At 48.2% G+C, this 14,941-nt stretch carries 13 protein-coding genes; 5 read left to right on the top strand and 8 right to left on the bottom strand.

The window, feature by feature from the left end:
• Positions 1-147: 147 nt before the first annotated feature.
• From ACOZB4_RS21120 to ACOZB4_RS21105, 4 genes are all read right to left on the bottom strand, one after another.
• Positions 148-867 carry an RluA family pseudouridine synthase gene (locus ACOZB4_RS21120; protein ID WP_379406864.1) on the bottom strand — a complete coding sequence of 240 codons (720 nt, stop codon included), beginning with the start codon at positions 865-867 and terminating at the stop codon, positions 148-150.
• A 4-nt stretch (positions 868-871) separates the two neighbouring features.
• Positions 872-1,735, bottom strand: coding sequence for a class I SAM-dependent methyltransferase (locus ACOZB4_RS21115; protein ID WP_339272253.1), 864 nt, complete (start codon positions 1,733-1,735; stop codon positions 872-874).
• A 124-nt stretch (positions 1,736-1,859) separates the two neighbouring features.
• Positions 1,860-2,378 (bottom strand): GNAT family N-acetyltransferase, encoded by a 519-nt coding sequence (locus tag ACOZB4_RS21110; RefSeq protein WP_379406865.1) that lies wholly within the window; start codon positions 2,376-2,378, stop codon positions 1,860-1,862.
• A gap of 67 nt (positions 2,379-2,445) precedes the next feature.
• Complete coding sequence (locus ACOZB4_RS21105; protein WP_379406866.1) at positions 2,446-4,419, bottom strand: endonuclease MutS2; 1,974 nt, start codon at positions 4,417-4,419, stop codon at positions 2,446-2,448.
• A gap of 559 nt (positions 4,420-4,978) precedes the next feature.
• Here ACOZB4_RS21105 and pepF point away from each other — a divergent pair.
• Entirely contained in the window at positions 4,979-6,781 is a 1,803-nt protein-coding gene (gene pepF, locus ACOZB4_RS21100) for an oligoendopeptidase F (protein WP_379406867.1), read from the top strand.
• A 94-nt stretch (positions 6,782-6,875) separates the two neighbouring features.
• On the opposite strand, the gene ACOZB4_RS21095 is transcribed toward pepF, so the two are convergent.
• Together ACOZB4_RS21095 and ACOZB4_RS21090 are read right to left on the bottom strand one after the other, a co-directional pair.
• Positions 6,876-9,890, bottom strand: coding sequence for a PAS domain S-box protein (locus tag ACOZB4_RS21095; RefSeq protein WP_422759629.1), 3,015 nt, complete (start codon positions 9,888-9,890; stop codon positions 6,876-6,878).
• A 214-nt stretch (positions 9,891-10,104) separates the two neighbouring features.
• Positions 10,105-10,386, bottom strand: a complete 282-nt coding sequence (locus tag ACOZB4_RS21090) for a GNAT family N-acetyltransferase (RefSeq protein WP_379406869.1) — start codon at positions 10,384-10,386, stop codon at positions 10,105-10,107.
• A gap of 133 nt (positions 10,387-10,519) precedes the next feature.
• Between ACOZB4_RS21090 and ACOZB4_RS21085 the strand changes: the two genes are divergently transcribed.
• The 4 genes from ACOZB4_RS21085 (at position 10,520) to ACOZB4_RS21070 (ending at position 12,706) form a co-directional block, all read left to right on the top strand.
• On the top strand, positions 10,520-10,840 hold the full coding sequence (locus ACOZB4_RS21085) for a hypothetical protein (RefSeq protein ID WP_339293016.1): 321 nt from the start codon (positions 10,520-10,522) through the stop codon (positions 10,838-10,840).
• Positions 10,841-10,970: 130 nt separating this feature from the next.
• Positions 10,971-11,426: a VOC family protein gene (locus tag ACOZB4_RS21080; RefSeq protein ID WP_379406870.1), complete on the top strand. Its 456-nt coding sequence runs from the start codon at positions 10,971-10,973 to the stop codon at positions 11,424-11,426.
• A 25-nt stretch (positions 11,427-11,451) separates the two neighbouring features.
• Positions 11,452-12,042 (top strand): TetR/AcrR family transcriptional regulator, encoded by a 591-nt coding sequence (locus ACOZB4_RS21075; RefSeq protein WP_379406871.1) that lies wholly within the window; start codon positions 11,452-11,454, stop codon positions 12,040-12,042.
• Positions 12,043-12,163: 121 nt separating this feature from the next.
• The gene (locus ACOZB4_RS21070) at positions 12,164-12,706 is read left to right on the top strand and encodes a DUF6022 family protein (RefSeq protein WP_379406872.1); all 543 of its coding nucleotides are present in this window, start codon (positions 12,164-12,166) and stop codon (positions 12,704-12,706) included.
• 151 nt (positions 12,707-12,857) lie between these two features.
• On the opposite strand, the gene ACOZB4_RS21065 is transcribed toward ACOZB4_RS21070, so the two are convergent.
• Positions 12,858-13,805: an aldo/keto reductase gene (locus ACOZB4_RS21065; RefSeq protein ID WP_379406873.1), complete on the bottom strand. Its 948-nt coding sequence runs from the start codon at positions 13,803-13,805 to the stop codon at positions 12,858-12,860.
• A 23-nt stretch (positions 13,806-13,828) separates the two neighbouring features.
• A complete protein-coding gene (locus ACOZB4_RS21060) occupies positions 13,829-14,824 on the bottom strand; it encodes a Gfo/Idh/MocA family protein (protein ID WP_379406874.1) in 996 nt (331 codons plus the stop codon).
• Positions 14,825-14,941 lie beyond the last annotated feature (117 nt).

The following is a 14,941-nucleotide window of genomic DNA, read 5'->3' as shown; positions in this document are numbered from 1 at the left end:
TCTCATTTATTACTATAATTATACAACATTAACGCGGTGTCGTGTTGAAATATCTCGATATAAAAATAGCTGTCGAGACTTTCTCGACAGCCTGAACGAAATCCAAGGATGGATTTCGTTTTTTTTGAGTCCTATTGTATAGAACCGTTATGTGGCCTCCAGCTTGTCCATGGAGAAGAGACTCCAGGGATAGACGGATGCCGGCATGGAACGGATGGCGATTTCCTCTTTGGTAACGGGGTGCGGAAATCCGACCAATACGGACCACAAGGCAATCTGCTGCCCGGCTTTGTTCACCTTGCTTCCATACTTCTGATCTCCGAACAGCGGATGTCCCGCATGGCTCAGCTGTACACGGATTTGGTGTGGCCTGCCCGTGTGCAGCTCGATCAGGACGAGGCTGAAGCCTTCCGCCGTTTGGAGCACGGTGTAATCCAGAATGGCCTCCTTGGCCCCGTCGGTACCTTTAGAGGTGACATGGACGGTGTTGGTTTTCACATCTTTATACAGCATATTTACGAGCCTACCTGAGGTTTTCGAAGGAATCCCGTGAACGACCGCTACATACTGCTTGCGGAAGCTGCGATTGCGGACGGCTTCCGATAATCGGGATGCGGCTTTGGAGGTCTTGGCAAAAACCATCGCTCCGCCAACCGGACGGTCCAGACGGTGAACCAACCCCAAAAATACATTGCCCGGTTTATTGTAGCGCTCCTTGATATCCTGTTTCAAAATCGTCAGCATGTCGGGATCGCCGGTAGCATCCTCCTGGGAGGGGATGTTTACTGGCTTGGTTACACCTAACACATGATTATCCTCGAAAATTATCGGCACTACCGGATATGCTGCTGGTTCCCGCTTGCTCATCGAATCAGGACTCCCAGCGACCCAGGATGCCGCATGGCAGGTTCATACCGGAGCGGGTAATCGGCAATCCGATTTCACCCGCACTGATGATACCGCCGTATTTCGGCTTCATGGTCATGGTCAGCATGTTATTCAGAACGGTAGGGGAGATGCCGGTCGTATAGGAGTTAATCAGCATAAACAGCGGATTATCCGATACAATGCTCATGCAGCTTTCGAGAAATGGGTACAAGCTTTGTTCAAGCTTCCACGTTTCTCCACTTGGACCGCGGCCATAAGATGGAGGGTCCATAATGATCGCATCGTATTTGTTCCCTCGACGCTGCTCTCGTTGCACGAATTTAAATACATCATCCGTAATATAACGGATAGGACGGTCGGCGAGGCCGGACAATGCCGCATTTTCCTTGGCCCATTGAACCATCCCCTTGGCAGCATCCACATGCACAACCTGAGCTCCGGCCGAGGCGGCCGCGACGGTTGCTCCCCCGGTATAGGCGAACAGGTTCAGCACGCTGACCGGACGTCCGGCTGAGGCGATCTTATCCATCATCCAACGCCAGTTGGCTGCCTGCTCCGGAAACAAACCGGTATGTTTAAAATTGGTTGGTCGAATATGAAATTTTAATTGGTCGTATGAGATGGTCCACCGGTCCGGAAGCTGCTTTTTCATGTCCCATTGCCCGCCGCCGGACGAACTGCGGTGATAGTGTCCGTGAACACTGCGCCATTGTTCATCTTCACGTTCAATCGGCCATATGATCTGCGGATCCGGACGTCTGAGAATCACGTCGCCCCAGCGTTCCAGCTTCTCCCCGCCTCCGGTATCGATGACCTCGTAATCTTGCCAATCCTGAGCTACATACATGTTGAAAACCATCCTTCAAATAGTCATTTAGACTTTATTGTACAACATATCAGAAGCTGAATGCCACCAAGGATTGCCCGGCTTGACCAAACCTATTCGGATGATATGGACTTTGAAGCTCGACTTACCCCAAATCTTCGAATGCGGAGTGGAAACGGAATTCGCCATGCAGGTGGTTGAGTGCGCCTAGCTGAAGCTCGGCAACCATGAACACTTCATCGGAAACCGTGAATTGCGTTAAGTCGATCCCATAGGTTCTGGCCTGAACAAAGCCGTAACGGGGATAATACGCCGGATGGCCGAATAGAAAAACAAGGGGATAGCCATGCGAGAGGCACCGCCGTTTGCCTTCTTCAATCAAAATTCCGCCGATCCCTTGACGTTGATAATCCGGAAGCACAGCCAGTGGCCCTAGCGCAGCCACGTAATGGCTATGAATGCCGTCAATAAGGCTGGCCTGGCTGAACATAATATGTCCCTTGATGATCCCATCTTCTTCTGCAACGATTGACAATTCCCGTTGAAAGGTTTTGTCTTCCCGCAGCCGTTGTACTAGAAGCGCTTCTTCCTGTCCGGGAAAAGCCTGAGTGAGAAGGTCCTGGACCTTCCCATGATCGTTTATGGTTTCTGTACGTATGTTCATCGTGATCTCTCCTCGCAAATCCTGTGGATTTTTTATAGATATCCTGCGACTCATCCCAAGTGCTTCGTTACTCCGGCTTCGTTTCAATCTGCAGTCCTTCAACGTGCTTGCGGTTCATCAGTTTACGCTTCTTCAGGTTCTCTTTGCTCTCAAAAACGATATCAAGATTATAATCCTCGGGGTAAAGATCCTTGGCGGCAATATAAGGTTTCAGTCGTTTGTGGTTAATCTTCAGTCGATCCTTCTGAATCATAACACCGATATTTCCTCTACCGTCCATGGTTTCATACACGGTACCGCTACGTTTCAAATAAGGCACATAGACACGATCGCCAAGTTGATAGAGGGAAGAGGGAGTATCTTCATCTTCATCTACATCTACATGATCTTGAACAATCACTAGCTCATCCTGTTCGCCTGTCGGTAAGGTAACGTGTTCTGCCAGACTCGCTTCTTCTGCCCATGCTTTGGGCTCTGAGCGAACATCATCTCTAAGGACTTTGTCGCCTCTTGCAGCTCCCGCTTCCGTTATTTCACGCGATCTGGTTATAATCGACTCCGGAATACCCAGCTTCGCGGCAATGACAAAGGCATAACTGTGACCGGCTTCACCGATCCGCAGACGATAGAGGGGCTCAAGTGTGTCAGCGTCAAATTCCATGCGGGCATTCTCAAAGCCGGCTGTGCGCTCGGCAAAATTTTTGATTTCTGTAAAATGGGTGGTGACTACAACCGTTGCTTGCCGTTGACTCAATTCCTCCAAAATGGCGATCGACAATCCAACGCCTTCACCTGGGTCCGTTCCGGACGCCATCTCATCGAGCAGTACGAGCGTGGACCGGCTAGCCGTCTGTAAAATGTCGCGGATGTTGCGTATATGTGCAGAGAACGTGCTGAGGGCATGTTCCAAGCTCTGTCCGTCTCCGATATCGACGGAAACCTCCTCAAAGATGGCGCAATGGCTGCCATCCGCTACAGGAACCAGCAGACCGGATTGAACCATGACCGTAATGAGTCCAACCGTCTTGAGCGCTGAAGTTTTGCCGCCGGTGTTAGGTCCTGTAATGATCAGGGTTTTATACCGCTTCCCGATGGTAAAGTCCAGCGGTACCATGGTGGAGCCGATTAAAGGATGCACCGCGGATTTTAAATGGATGAACCCTTCCTGGTTCAGGCTCACATTGCGCCCGCCGATGGAAATGGCATACTTGCCTCTGGCTATGATGTAATCGTAGACTCCAACAATGTCGGCATTGGTTTTCAGTTCGAATTGATATTGCTCGGCAAGTGCGGTTAAATCACTCAACACCTTTGTTTCTTCCCGAACTTCATCGGCATGGAGGAGAGTTAATTCCATCTGAAGTGCCTGCAAGTCGGAAGGCTCGATGAATACGGTCTGTCCGCTGGCCGATTCATCCAGAATCGAGCCATTCACGGATTTACGGTGTTCCTTCTTGATGGGCAGCACGTAACGTCCACCGCGTTTGCTGATGACATGCTCTTGCATGATCCCTTTGTAACGGCTCATCAGGCTGTCGAGCTTGCGCTTGATCCGTTCCTCGGTCATGATGATTTTTTTGCGGACTTTTGCCAGATCTTTGCTGGCGCTATCCACGACACGTCCGCCGTGAATGCTGCGTTCGATTTCGGACAGAAGCGGACGCAGTTCATGCATGGAAGAGGCGTAGGAACTGATCAATGGAGCAATGTCGTTCTTGGCATTCATATATTGAATGAGCTGGCGGCAGCTTCTCAGATATTGGACCATATTCCCGAAATCACGCTCAGACAGGACATAGCCGGTACCGAGCAAATCCAGGACCATTTTTATTCCCTCCAGTGAAGGAATAGGTACGCTGGCTCCGGTATGGAGCAAAGTTTTGGCTTCTACCGTTTCATTCAATTTATTGTGGATGGCTTTCATCTGGGTGAGGGGGGCCATCTTCTGAATATGCTCGACTCCCAGATACGATACGGCAAAGCGTTCAAGCTCGGTGCGTATTCTCTCATACTCCAATTTGTTTAATGCGAATGGTTTCATGGGCTTCATTCTCCTTTTGATTTATAAAATGGATGGCATACAATGCAAAAAAGGGCGGAAAGCGAACTACTAAGGTTCGCTTTCCGCCCATAGACCGTTATTCCGATGGCATGGCGTTATGGGACAGCTCCAAATAACCCTTTTGCATAAAAGAGGGGAGACCCAAAAAATCCGCGCTGAACTCAGCACGGATGACCATATCATATCTGAATAAACCCTAAAGGGGCTTCAATTGATATCCGCAGTTCTTAACTAATTCAACGGATGAAATGAAAATCCATCAAAAAATAAACATATCCCAACACAGGGAATGCCCAAAATTTTACATTTCGATCCATATGAAATTTGGTTAGTTAAGAACGACCACCGACATCAAAATCTCTCCTTTAGATAAGAGTATAGAACAACTATATCCATAAATATGGTCCCAAGTCAAGGCCGAAAAGCGGATACGGTCCCTTGAAAAACTGTGATATGATGGAATTGTTATGCAGTTGCTATTCATTCGTAAATGCTGTCGTCAATCACGAGAGTAAAAGACACGAGAGGAGTTGTATCCATGGGGAAGTTGCTGACACGAAGTGAGGTTCCAATCGAGGCAACCTGGAATCTGGATGATTTGTTTGTCTCGCAAGAAGAATTCGAAGCGGGGTTAAAAGCGCTTGAATCGCAAGCTGCTCAATTGACACGATTCAAAGGTAGGCTGGGAGAGGGTGCATCTGTTCTTCTGGAATGCTTGAATGAACAGGAAGTTTTGATGGAAAGCATCAGCAAAGTTGGAGCGTATGCCAGATTACGGCAATCGGAGGACGGAACCAACCCGGCTAACTTGGCGAATTCGGCCAAAACGGGCGATGTTCTCTCACGCATCCAATCCTCTCTGACGTTTATTGTATCGGAGCTGCTGGATCTCGAAGATGGCGCCATCGAACATTACATAACGAAGGAAGAAGGGCTTGTTCCATATGCCCGAAGCTTGAAATTGTTGCTGGAAACCAAACCTCACCACTTGAGCCCTGAGACGGAGAGCGTGCTAGCATCGCTAGGAGAGGTGCTCGGGTCTCCTTACCGCATCTATTTGCGCAGCAAGCTGTCGGATATGACCTTTGACGATATTCGAGTAAATGACGAAACCAAACCGGTCTCGTTCCGTTTGTACGAGAATTCTTATGAAATGTCCGAGGATACGCAGCTTCGACGCGAAGCCTATGCTTCCTTCACGAAGTCACTGCAGGGATCGCGCCATACCTTTGCAGAGGCTTACGCCACCGAAGTGAAGAAACAAGTGGTGATGTCCCGGCTTCGCGGGTATGATTCCGTAACGGACATGCTGCTGAAGCCGCAGCAAGTGACCATGGAGATGTACAACAATATCCATGATACAATTCTGACGGAGTTAGCTCCGCATATGCGGAGACTTATGAAGCTGAAGAAGCGTGTGCTTGGGCTGGATCAAATGCTGTTCTGCGATTTGAAAGCGCCGATGGATACGGATTTCAATCCAAGCATCACTTATGAAGAAGCTTGCTCTACAATTTCCAGTGCTTTGTCGATACTGGGTCCTGAATACGGCGAGATCGTTCAATCCACGTTCTCCAAGCGCTGGGTGGATTATGCCGATAATATTGGTAAATCTACAGGCGCGTTCTGTTCCTCCGTATACGGAGTACATTCTTATATCCTGATGGCATGGGCGGACAATATGCGCAATGCCTTCACGTTAGCGCATGAAGTCGGGCATGCCGGTCATTTGATGCTGGCTGCTAGCCATCAGCGTATCACCAATGCGCGTCCTTCCTTGTATTTTATTGAAGCGCCTTCAACGATGAACGAGCTGCTGCTGGCGGATCACTTGCTCAGTCAATCCGAGGATAAGCGGATGCGGCGCTCTGTTATTCTTCAGCTTCTGAGCACGTATTACCATAACTACGTGACTCACCTTCTGGAAGCGGAAATGCAGCGACGGGTATACAGCCATGCGATGGCTGATGAGCCGATTACCGCAGATAAGCTATCTGAGCTAAAAGGTGCCGTGCTATCCGATTTCTGGGGTGACGCGGTCGAGCTCGATGAAGGAGCGAAGCTTACCTGGATGCGGCAACCGCATTATTATATGGGTCTTTATCCATATACTTATGCCGCAGGACTGACCGCATCAACAGCTGCAGCACAATTGATTCGCGAGGAAGGACAACCGGCTGTAGACCGCTGGCTCCAAGTCCTTAAAGCCGGAGGCAGCAAGAGTCCGCTGGAATTAATGGCTATGGCGGGAGTCGATATGTCCACTTCTGAACCAATCTCCAAAGCGGTAGCTTATGTTGGCTCATTAATTGACGAATTGGAGTCCCTGTACGAGGAATAGTACCATTTGAATATAGGAGAAAAGGGTGGTCAACAGCTCATTTGCTGAAGATCACCCTTTTGTTTTGTGGAAGATATTGGAGAGACTCTGAAGTTTATTTGTCCGTGTTATCATCATTCAGCGTATGGGTCGGGATCGTAAAATAGAAGGAGGAACCGACATGTTCACGACTCTCGACGCCGATGACCCCTCCCATCAGCTCGACGAGTTTTTTACTGATCGCAAGCCCCAGTCCCGTACCGCCGTATTTGCGATTCAAGGAGGGGTGAAGCTGTGAGAAAGAGGTGAATACCTGATGCTGCTGTTCAGCAGGGATGCCAATTCCCGTATCCCTTACTTGAAAAGCAAGCGTGAATTCCTGGGTGCCCGTCCTGGGCAGTCCCTCGACACTCATCATGATGCTGCCCTCATGTGTGAATTTGATGGCATTGCTGATGAGATTAACAAGCACTTGCCGCAGCCGCAGGGCATCGCCGATGATCACATCGGGTACCATGGAGCTGTTGATGCTGCAGGATAACGATAACCCTTTTTCTTTGGCTTTGGCCGAGAATAGATCAACGACGACCTCAAGCAAGGAACGCAAATCGATCGGTTCATGAATGAGTGTCATATTGCCGGTTTCGATTTTGCTGAAATCAAGGATCTCGTTTAGGATGTGCAGCAGCGAACTGCTGCTCTCCATCAGAATATTGGTATAATTCTGTTGGTCCTCGTCAAGCTCGGTCGTTCTTAACAGCTCAATCATCCCGATGATGCCGTTCATCGGCGTGCGGAGTTCATGGCTCATCATGGTCAGAAACTCCGTTTTCGCTTGATCTGCCCGTTCGGCATTCTCCTTCGCCCGGATGATCTCTTTCTCATCGGTTATATCGCGGAACATCATAACGGCGCCTTTGCGCTCTCCTTGATCCCAGATTGGGTTGACCTGATAATTTGCCAGAAAGCTGGTTCCGTCGCCTCGCCAAAGCACAATTTCGGCTCTGGACAGTGGTACTCCTTGTTTGACGGCTCGAACTAGCGGAGAATCGTCCCCCCGATAAAAAGTGCCGTCATGGCGAATTTCTTTGATAATCTGGTCGCAAGGTCTTCCGATGGTGGTAGCCGGTTCATAATCCAGCATCGCTGCGCCTGCCGGATTGATAAAAGCGACCACTCCGTGAATGTCCAGCCCGATAATGCCTTCGGATACCGTATTCAGCAAAAGAGTGAGCTCGCGGCTAAGTTTCTTAATCTCTTCCATGGTTCGCATGCGCTCGGTAATGTCCCGGGTAATGCCATAGACGCCGACCACTTCGTCATCCACGAAAATCGGTATGTTGATGGTATTGATGTCGATAGGATGTCCATCCTTATGAATTATCGTCAGATCATAGCTCTGCGGTATGCCTTCTGTCGCCTGATTAAAATGATACAACGTTCGAGCCATGTCATTTTCCGCTACAATCGGTCCGAAATACATTCCGATCAACTCGTCCAAGGAATAACCCGTCAGGTCCTGCAAATTTTGATTGGCCGTTAAGTAGTCGCCATCCAAATTCATGGAGTATACCGCCGACGGATTATACTCAAATAGAGAACGATATCGCTGCTCGCTTTCTTTAAGTTTAAATTCCATCAGCTTTCGTTCGGAAATGTCGCGGGCAATCGAAATGATTTCGTTCTTTTGGCCGTCCTGCGTGCTAATGTACCTGCAATTGACTTCAAACCAGATGTGCCTGCCATCCTTATGTATATAACGGAAGGTGATCGGTGTGAGCAATTTGCAGTCCAGGCAATTCTTGAAATAGTCCTGAAGCGGTATGATATCCTCAGCGTATACGTAATCGAATATACTGGTGCCAACCATCTCATCCGGACGATATCCAAGCAGAGAATAACAGGAAGGTGAACAATAAAGAAACGTTGAACAGCCTATGGTGCTGCTCGATATGAAATCAAGGGAATTTTCGGTTATGAGCTTGTACTTATTTTCATTCTCCAGCGACTGCTGTTCAATCAGCACCTGCTCGGTGATATCCTGCGCCATGCCAACCATCTCCATGGGTCTGCCTTCATTCGTAACGGAGACTTCCCATTGAGCTCGAATGGTTCGGATTTGCTTGTCCTGAAGCTGGATCCGGTAGATGATTTCATTCGCCTTCCCTTGAATGGCTCTGCTCACCGCCGCCTCCAGCCGCTCGCGGTCCTCCGGAACGACCAATGACAGCAGCGTGTTATGGTTTGGCTCGGTGGCACTGATCTGATATCCGTAAATTCGCCTCATCTCATCGCTGTAGGTTAGCGTATGCGTGATCAGGTCCCAACGCCAGGAACCGATCTTGGCAATCCGCTGCGCATGGGCCAGCGTATCCTCATCCGTTTTTCGTTTGGTAATATTTCGTCCAATGGCCAGAACCTTGTTAATCTCACCCTGAGCTCCCCGAATTAGCTGAAAATACGTTTCGAACCATAAATAATGCCCGTCCTTATGGTGAATGCGTCGAACGAAGCTGTTTTCCTCTGAAAATAGTTTGCCCGGTTCTTTTATTTGCTCGGAATCGACTTGATGATAGTAATCGATCCGGCATTGGCCCGTCATTTCCTCTTGGGTGTATCCGAGTATTTCGGTCACAGAAGGTGAGATGTACTCAATGATGCCGTCAGCGTTGCTGATGGATATAAGATCTTGTCCACTTTTGGAAATAAGTGCAAGCAGCTCATCATTCTTAATGGTCCGCGGCAAAGATAATTCCTCCTGTATGGTTCGGGGTTCAATACAGCACAATATCCATGGAGTCTCTCCAGGGGCAGGATGTTTTAACAGGGAAATAGTCACTGAGATATGGACTTGATTTCCGTCACGGCGGATAAAATAAGAGTTACTTTTGAGCGTGGTCGTTTGGTTATATGTGAATGATTTCAATGTTTGTTGAATCGGTAGGTTGGATAGAATTTGGATTTCGGAAGGTTTGAGCTGAAGCAGGTCTGAACGTTTGGTTTCGCTAAGTTCGCAAAAACGATCATTAACCATCGCCACAGGCTCGTCAACCGCAGAAATCAGGATCGCCCCAATAGGCAATGTATCAAACATTTGTTCCCAGACCCAATGTTCCGCTGTTTGCCTCATGATTATAGTTGCCTCCCTAACTTAAGCTATACCATTCGATCATAGAGGATAAGATCACTCTATCGCAATCGAAAATACCTAAGTATAATTTGAACTTGGAATTAAGGCGCGTAAAAGCCAACCGATAAGAGGAGCATTCTTATGGCTGGCGAGTCTAACTTTACGAGGGGGACATCCGATTATCAATGCCATATGTTATTTTTAGCATCGTTTTTTATTTGTACAACAGTACACGATCGTCGATGTTTTTATCAAAATAATGCCCGGCATAGGAGCAAGCGGGGATAATTTTCAAATTTTCTTCCCGAGCGTACCCTATTACTTTTCGAACGAGCTCGTCGGCGATTCCTTGCCCGCGCAGGCTGGGTGAGATATAGGTGTGATCGATACTGATCACTCCATTACCTTGAGGCGAGTAGGTGATTTCGGCTACCGTTTTTCCGTCATCTTTAATGAAAAAGCTGCCCGATTTTGACTGTATATTTTGTTTGTCCATGGTGTTTAATCCTCCTTCATCTGGTTGTACTATACCCGTATCTACGATGCATTAAACGGATTTCACATAGGCGAACACCCTTGACGGGATATTTGCATACAATGCGGATAGAAGAGAACGAAGGAGGAGCATCATGAACAATTATTCAACGCAACCGCAAATGCTGTTTCAATGCGATCACCATCTGGTACATTCCATGAAGAAGCATAGAGAAAGCGCCCATGCTGCTATGAAAAATGTGATGAATCGCAAGGTAAGAGTGCATACGATGGATGATGAAGCCATCGAAGGCGTCGTCATAAACGTAGACGCAAAAAATGTGTACATTCTTGTAGAACAAGGCAACAGAGGATTCTTTCCCGGATATCCGCCCTTTGCGCCATACGGGCCCAATCCTAATGTAGTATTGCCGCTAGCATTGTTTAATCTTTTGGCTGTCAGCTTGTTGTGGTAGCAAACGAAGAACCTGCAGTCTGGTCTGCAGGTTCTTTTTTTTATGATAAATTTTAGAAATCTGCATTTACATACATACTGCATGTATGATAAATTGGATTCATCCCATTGTAGAAGGAGATGTTTTCCATATGAAGCTGCAAGGATTTTATCCTGTGATCATGACAGACAAGATCGCCGAAAGCGCAGAGTTTTACACACGGTTGTTTGGATTTGAGATTGTTTTTGAAGCGGATTGGTATGTAAGCCTGAAGAAGGGAGACCTGGAACAAGGCGCCTATGAAATGGCCATTTTGTCCAAAGACCATCCCACGGTACCGTCCGCTTTTCAGAAATCTGTACAGGGATTGATTCTTAATTTTGAGGTGGAGGATGTGGATGCCGAGTACCAAAGGCTGATCATCCACGAAAAGCTGCAGCTTCATCAGGAGATGCGGGATGAGGAATTTGGTCAGCGGCATTTTATTATCAGTGACCCGAATGGGGTACTGATTGACATGATCAAAATCATTCCGCCTTCCCAGACCTTTCTGGAGCAGTATAATGAAGAAGTGTGGTCACCTAACGAGGTTGACTCCAGAGAATGATGCATAGGGGAGAACAACGCTAATTATGAGAAGAAGCAAAAGCGAGACCCGCGAGACAATACAGCTGCTGCTGAAGGTAGCCAGAACACAATTCACGGAAAAAGGCTATGCCAATGCGGCACTAGAGGAAATTGCCGACGAAGCTAACGTTACCCGCGGCGCTCTGTATCATCACTTTAAGAATAAACTAGGTTTGTTCCTGGCTGTGCTTGAATTAGTACAATCGGAAATTGCACAGCGCGTGGAAACGGAAGCGGGTAGCTCCGAGGATCCCTGGGAGCAGCTCCTGTTTGGCTGCCGGGCTTTCATTGCTGCTGTGGTAGAGCCGCAGAATAAGCGGATTATGCTCATTGACGGTCCTAGTGTTGTAGGTTGGGAGGCTTGGCGCGAGATGGACGAGTTGCATTCGATGAGTCATTTGCGGGAGCAGTTAACTTTGATGCAGGAGCAGGGAATGATGAAGAAAATCCCTGTTGATGCGATGACCCATGGCTTGTCTGGCGCATTAAATGAATGCTCGCTTTGGGTCGCTCAAATGCCTGCAACCGATAAAGGCATCGAGGAAACGATGGATGTGATTGCCGGCATGTTACAAGGGTTTCGAGTAAGAGACTAAAGTACATGATAAGGTTTACCCCTATTATGGACCGGTTTTCCAACAAACCTTACAATTTGCACGAATGTTGTAAGCTGGAGAGGTACAGCAATAAATCCATGAAATGGGAAAGGGGTTAACCATGAAACCAATGAAACCGTTGAAGGAATTTTTGGAAGAGCATCAAGATCATCCAATCGAAGCCATCGGAAGCTATATTTCCGAGTACATTGAACATAACTGGCAAACCATACTTACCGTAAATCAGGAAAAACTGATGAGGGCATACAACGAGGGTGGAGATGCAGCGTATGGGACGTTTTTGAACCTTTTATTCTTGCCCATTCATAGACAATTAAAGGAATTAGGAATACGACCTGAACCGAAATTCCCCGGTGAGTTTGACATCTCAAGAGAATGGGGAAGCCAGGAAGGGACGGACCAACAGCGCTGGATGTGGAGCACGGTTTATTCGCCAGAGCAGGAGCGACTAGGCACCATCGTCACCGTCGTATATCACGATCATACACAGTTTCGCGTCCCAAGGCAGCCTCGCATCATAGCTTTGCAGGAGACAGAAAAAGAGGAGGTCGTCGCGGCTCTTTCGCTCAAGTCCCCGAATTTTAAGGAAGCACTCGAATTTACGGTTGAATATGAAGCATATCTTCGGAGTTTGCAGGAGTAGGAAGTAACGATGCAGCGGATGCAGCGCGGATTTTTCTGCCCACCAAGGAGATGTCTTCGTCCTAGTATAAGATTTCAGATGGTTCTCATGAGCCTATAAAAAAGCGCCTTGAGCAGGATGAAAATATCCTGAGACAAGGCGCTTTTAATATTTAGATTGAAGACAGCTGATCAACTGTTAGGTCTAACCAGTCTAATTCTGCCCTTGTCAGCTGGATGGTTGAACCCTCATCACAGGATTTTAATTCTTCGGCTGATTGCGCACCGATCAGCGCACAGGTTGGGAATGGTTGGTTCAGCACATAAGCGAGTGCGATCTGTATGGCTGTCACATTTTTCGATGCGGCCAGTTGTTTGGCGCGCTCTAATCGCTCCCAGTTCTCATCGCTGTAGAACACCCGCACAAGATCCGCATTATCCCGAATTTCAGGCGTGAATCGGCCTGTGAAGAATCCTCTCGCTTGGGAAGACCAGGAGAACAACGGGAACTGCTCGGCTTCATGCCACGCCATCGTATCTGCATCGGCAGACACGCAGCCTTTCCAGAACGGCTCGTTTGGTTTGGCCAGACTGAGATTCGGGCTGCTGAAGGAGAAACCGACCAATCCATTCGCCTCGGCATAGGCATTGGCATCCCGGATGCGCTCCCATGTCCAGTTGGATACCCCAATGGCGCCAACGCTGCCATCGGCAATGTATTCGTTCAGAGCCTCAATAACTTCGCCTGCCGGAATCTCAGGGTCGTCACGGTGAAGTGCGTACAGATCGATGAAATTCGTCTGCAGTCTTTCAAAGCTCGTTGTGATGTCACTCTTGATGTCTTTTTTATTTACGCGCGGGCCATTATGGTCATGATGAGCACCCTTGGTCAGTATGACGATCTGATCCCGGTTACCTCTTTCCTGCATGTATCTGCCGATCACTTCTTCGCTTTGACCTCCAGCGTAGATGTGAGCAGTATCAACCGAATTGCCGCCGATGGCCAAGTATGCATCCATATTCGCGGCTGCTTTCTCATACGAATCATGATAGAAGTAATCCGTTCCTTTCATTAGCACGGAGACGGGTTTGTTTAATCCCTTGATTGATATATATTTCATTTCCATATCCTCCTTGGGTGTATTTACAATACAATTCGCTTCCGTTCATGGGCAGATTGCAGGCAGGCGTCGATGACCTTCATGTTGTGAATCGCATCCTCTGCAGTGTAGCGGAGAGGTTTGTTGTTCAAAATCGCTTCAGCCATGTGGTCGCCTTGTTCACTGTATGCGTTTGCATGAGGAACCTCGATTTCTTTACGTCCTTCGCCGGTCGTTAAGAAGAAGTTCGCTCCGTCCTCAGGAAGGCTATAGGCGTAGGGGACTTCGATCAAGCCATCCGTTCCCACAATCTCAAGCGGGTTGCGATACGCCGCCCACATTCCGCAATCAAAAGTCAGGGATACATTGCCCTCAAATTCGATTAATCCGGATGCCATCATGTCAACAAAATCATGCTCGGGGGAGAAGAAAGCTTGAACAGTAACAGCTTCCGGTTCTTGACCCAGCAGGATGCGCGCGGCATTGATTGGATAACAGCCGATATCATAAATCGAACCGCCGCCCCAGTCTTTGCGAAAACGGACATTCCCGTGATTGGCGGAGCTGTCGAAGGTAAACGCGCTGCGTATGCCCCGAATGTCCCCGATGGCACCGGCGTCGATCATTTCCTTCATCAAGTCATACCGCGGGTGATAGCGATACATAAAGGCTTCGGCCAGCACTACCCCGGCTTTAGCCGCTGCTTCTGCCATTCCAGCTGCTTCTGCTTCCGTCAACGCAAGGGGTTTTTCGCATAGAATGTGTTTACCGGCTTCCGCCGCACGGATGCTCCATTCTTTATGTAGATGGTTAGGGAGCGGAATATAGATAGCATCTATAGAAGAATCCTCGAGCAAGGACTCGTAACTGCCGTATGCAGTCGGAATATTCAGTTCCTCTGCCGTTTGCGCTGCCTTTGCCTGGTCGCGGCTCGCAATGGCAACGACATCATTGAGACGGGATTGCTGTAAACCAGGTATGACCGAGCGTTTGGCAATGCTGGCGCAGCCAAGGATTCCCCAACGAAGTTTTTGAGTCATGTTCATCAGCTCCTATGCAACTTATTAAGATTATATTGCGATTATAAAAGACAAGAATTAAAATTGATATAATATTATTTTGTAGTCTAATACAACAATATTGTCATTTGAGGAGTA

Origin of the sequence: Paenibacillus sp. NPDC058898 (assembly GCF_049316025.1) — a bacterium.
Classification (GTDB): Bacteria; Bacillota; Bacilli; order Paenibacillales; family Paenibacillaceae; genus Paenibacillus_AQ.
Note: the sequence above shows the minus strand (reverse complement) of the source record. Positions and strands in the feature narration are given on the sequence as shown.

Bases quoted from the DNA above. Each gene is read 5' to 3' on its own strand.
- ACOZB4_RS21120 (WP_379406864.1), bottom strand. From the start codon at position 867: ATGAGCAAGCGGGAACCAGCAGCATATCCGGTAGTGCCGATAATTTTC.
- ACOZB4_RS21115 (WP_339272253.1), bottom strand. From the start codon at position 1,735: ATGTATGTAGCTCAGGATTGGCAAGATTACGAGGTCATCGATACCGGA.
- ACOZB4_RS21110 (WP_379406865.1), bottom strand. From the start codon at position 2,378: ATGAACATACGTACAGAAACCATAAACGATCATGGGAAGGTCCAGGAC.
- ACOZB4_RS21105 (WP_379406866.1), bottom strand. From the start codon at position 4,419: ATGAAACCATTCGCATTAAACAAATTGGAGTATGAGAGAATACGCACC.
- pepF (WP_379406867.1), top strand. From the start codon at position 4,979: ATGGGGAAGTTGCTGACACGAAGTGAGGTTCCAATCGAGGCAACCTGG.
- ACOZB4_RS21095 (WP_422759629.1), bottom strand. From the start codon at position 9,890: ATGAGGCAAACAGCGGAACATTGGGTCTGGGAACAAATGTTTGATACA.
- ACOZB4_RS21090 (WP_379406869.1), bottom strand. From the start codon at position 10,386: ATGGACAAACAAAATATACAGTCAAAATCGGGCAGCTTTTTCATTAAA.
- ACOZB4_RS21085 (WP_339293016.1), top strand. From the start codon at position 10,520: ATGAACAATTATTCAACGCAACCGCAAATGCTGTTTCAATGCGATCAC.
- ACOZB4_RS21080 (WP_379406870.1), top strand. From the start codon at position 10,971: ATGAAGCTGCAAGGATTTTATCCTGTGATCATGACAGACAAGATCGCC.
- ACOZB4_RS21075 (WP_379406871.1), top strand. From the start codon at position 11,452: ATGAGAAGAAGCAAAAGCGAGACCCGCGAGACAATACAGCTGCTGCTG.
- ACOZB4_RS21070 (WP_379406872.1), top strand. From the start codon at position 12,164: ATGAAACCAATGAAACCGTTGAAGGAATTTTTGGAAGAGCATCAAGAT.
- ACOZB4_RS21065 (WP_379406873.1), bottom strand. From the start codon at position 13,805: ATGAAATATATATCAATCAAGGGATTAAACAAACCCGTCTCCGTGCTA.
- ACOZB4_RS21060 (WP_379406874.1), bottom strand. From the start codon at position 14,824: ATGACTCAAAAACTTCGTTGGGGAATCCTTGGCTGCGCCAGCATTGCC.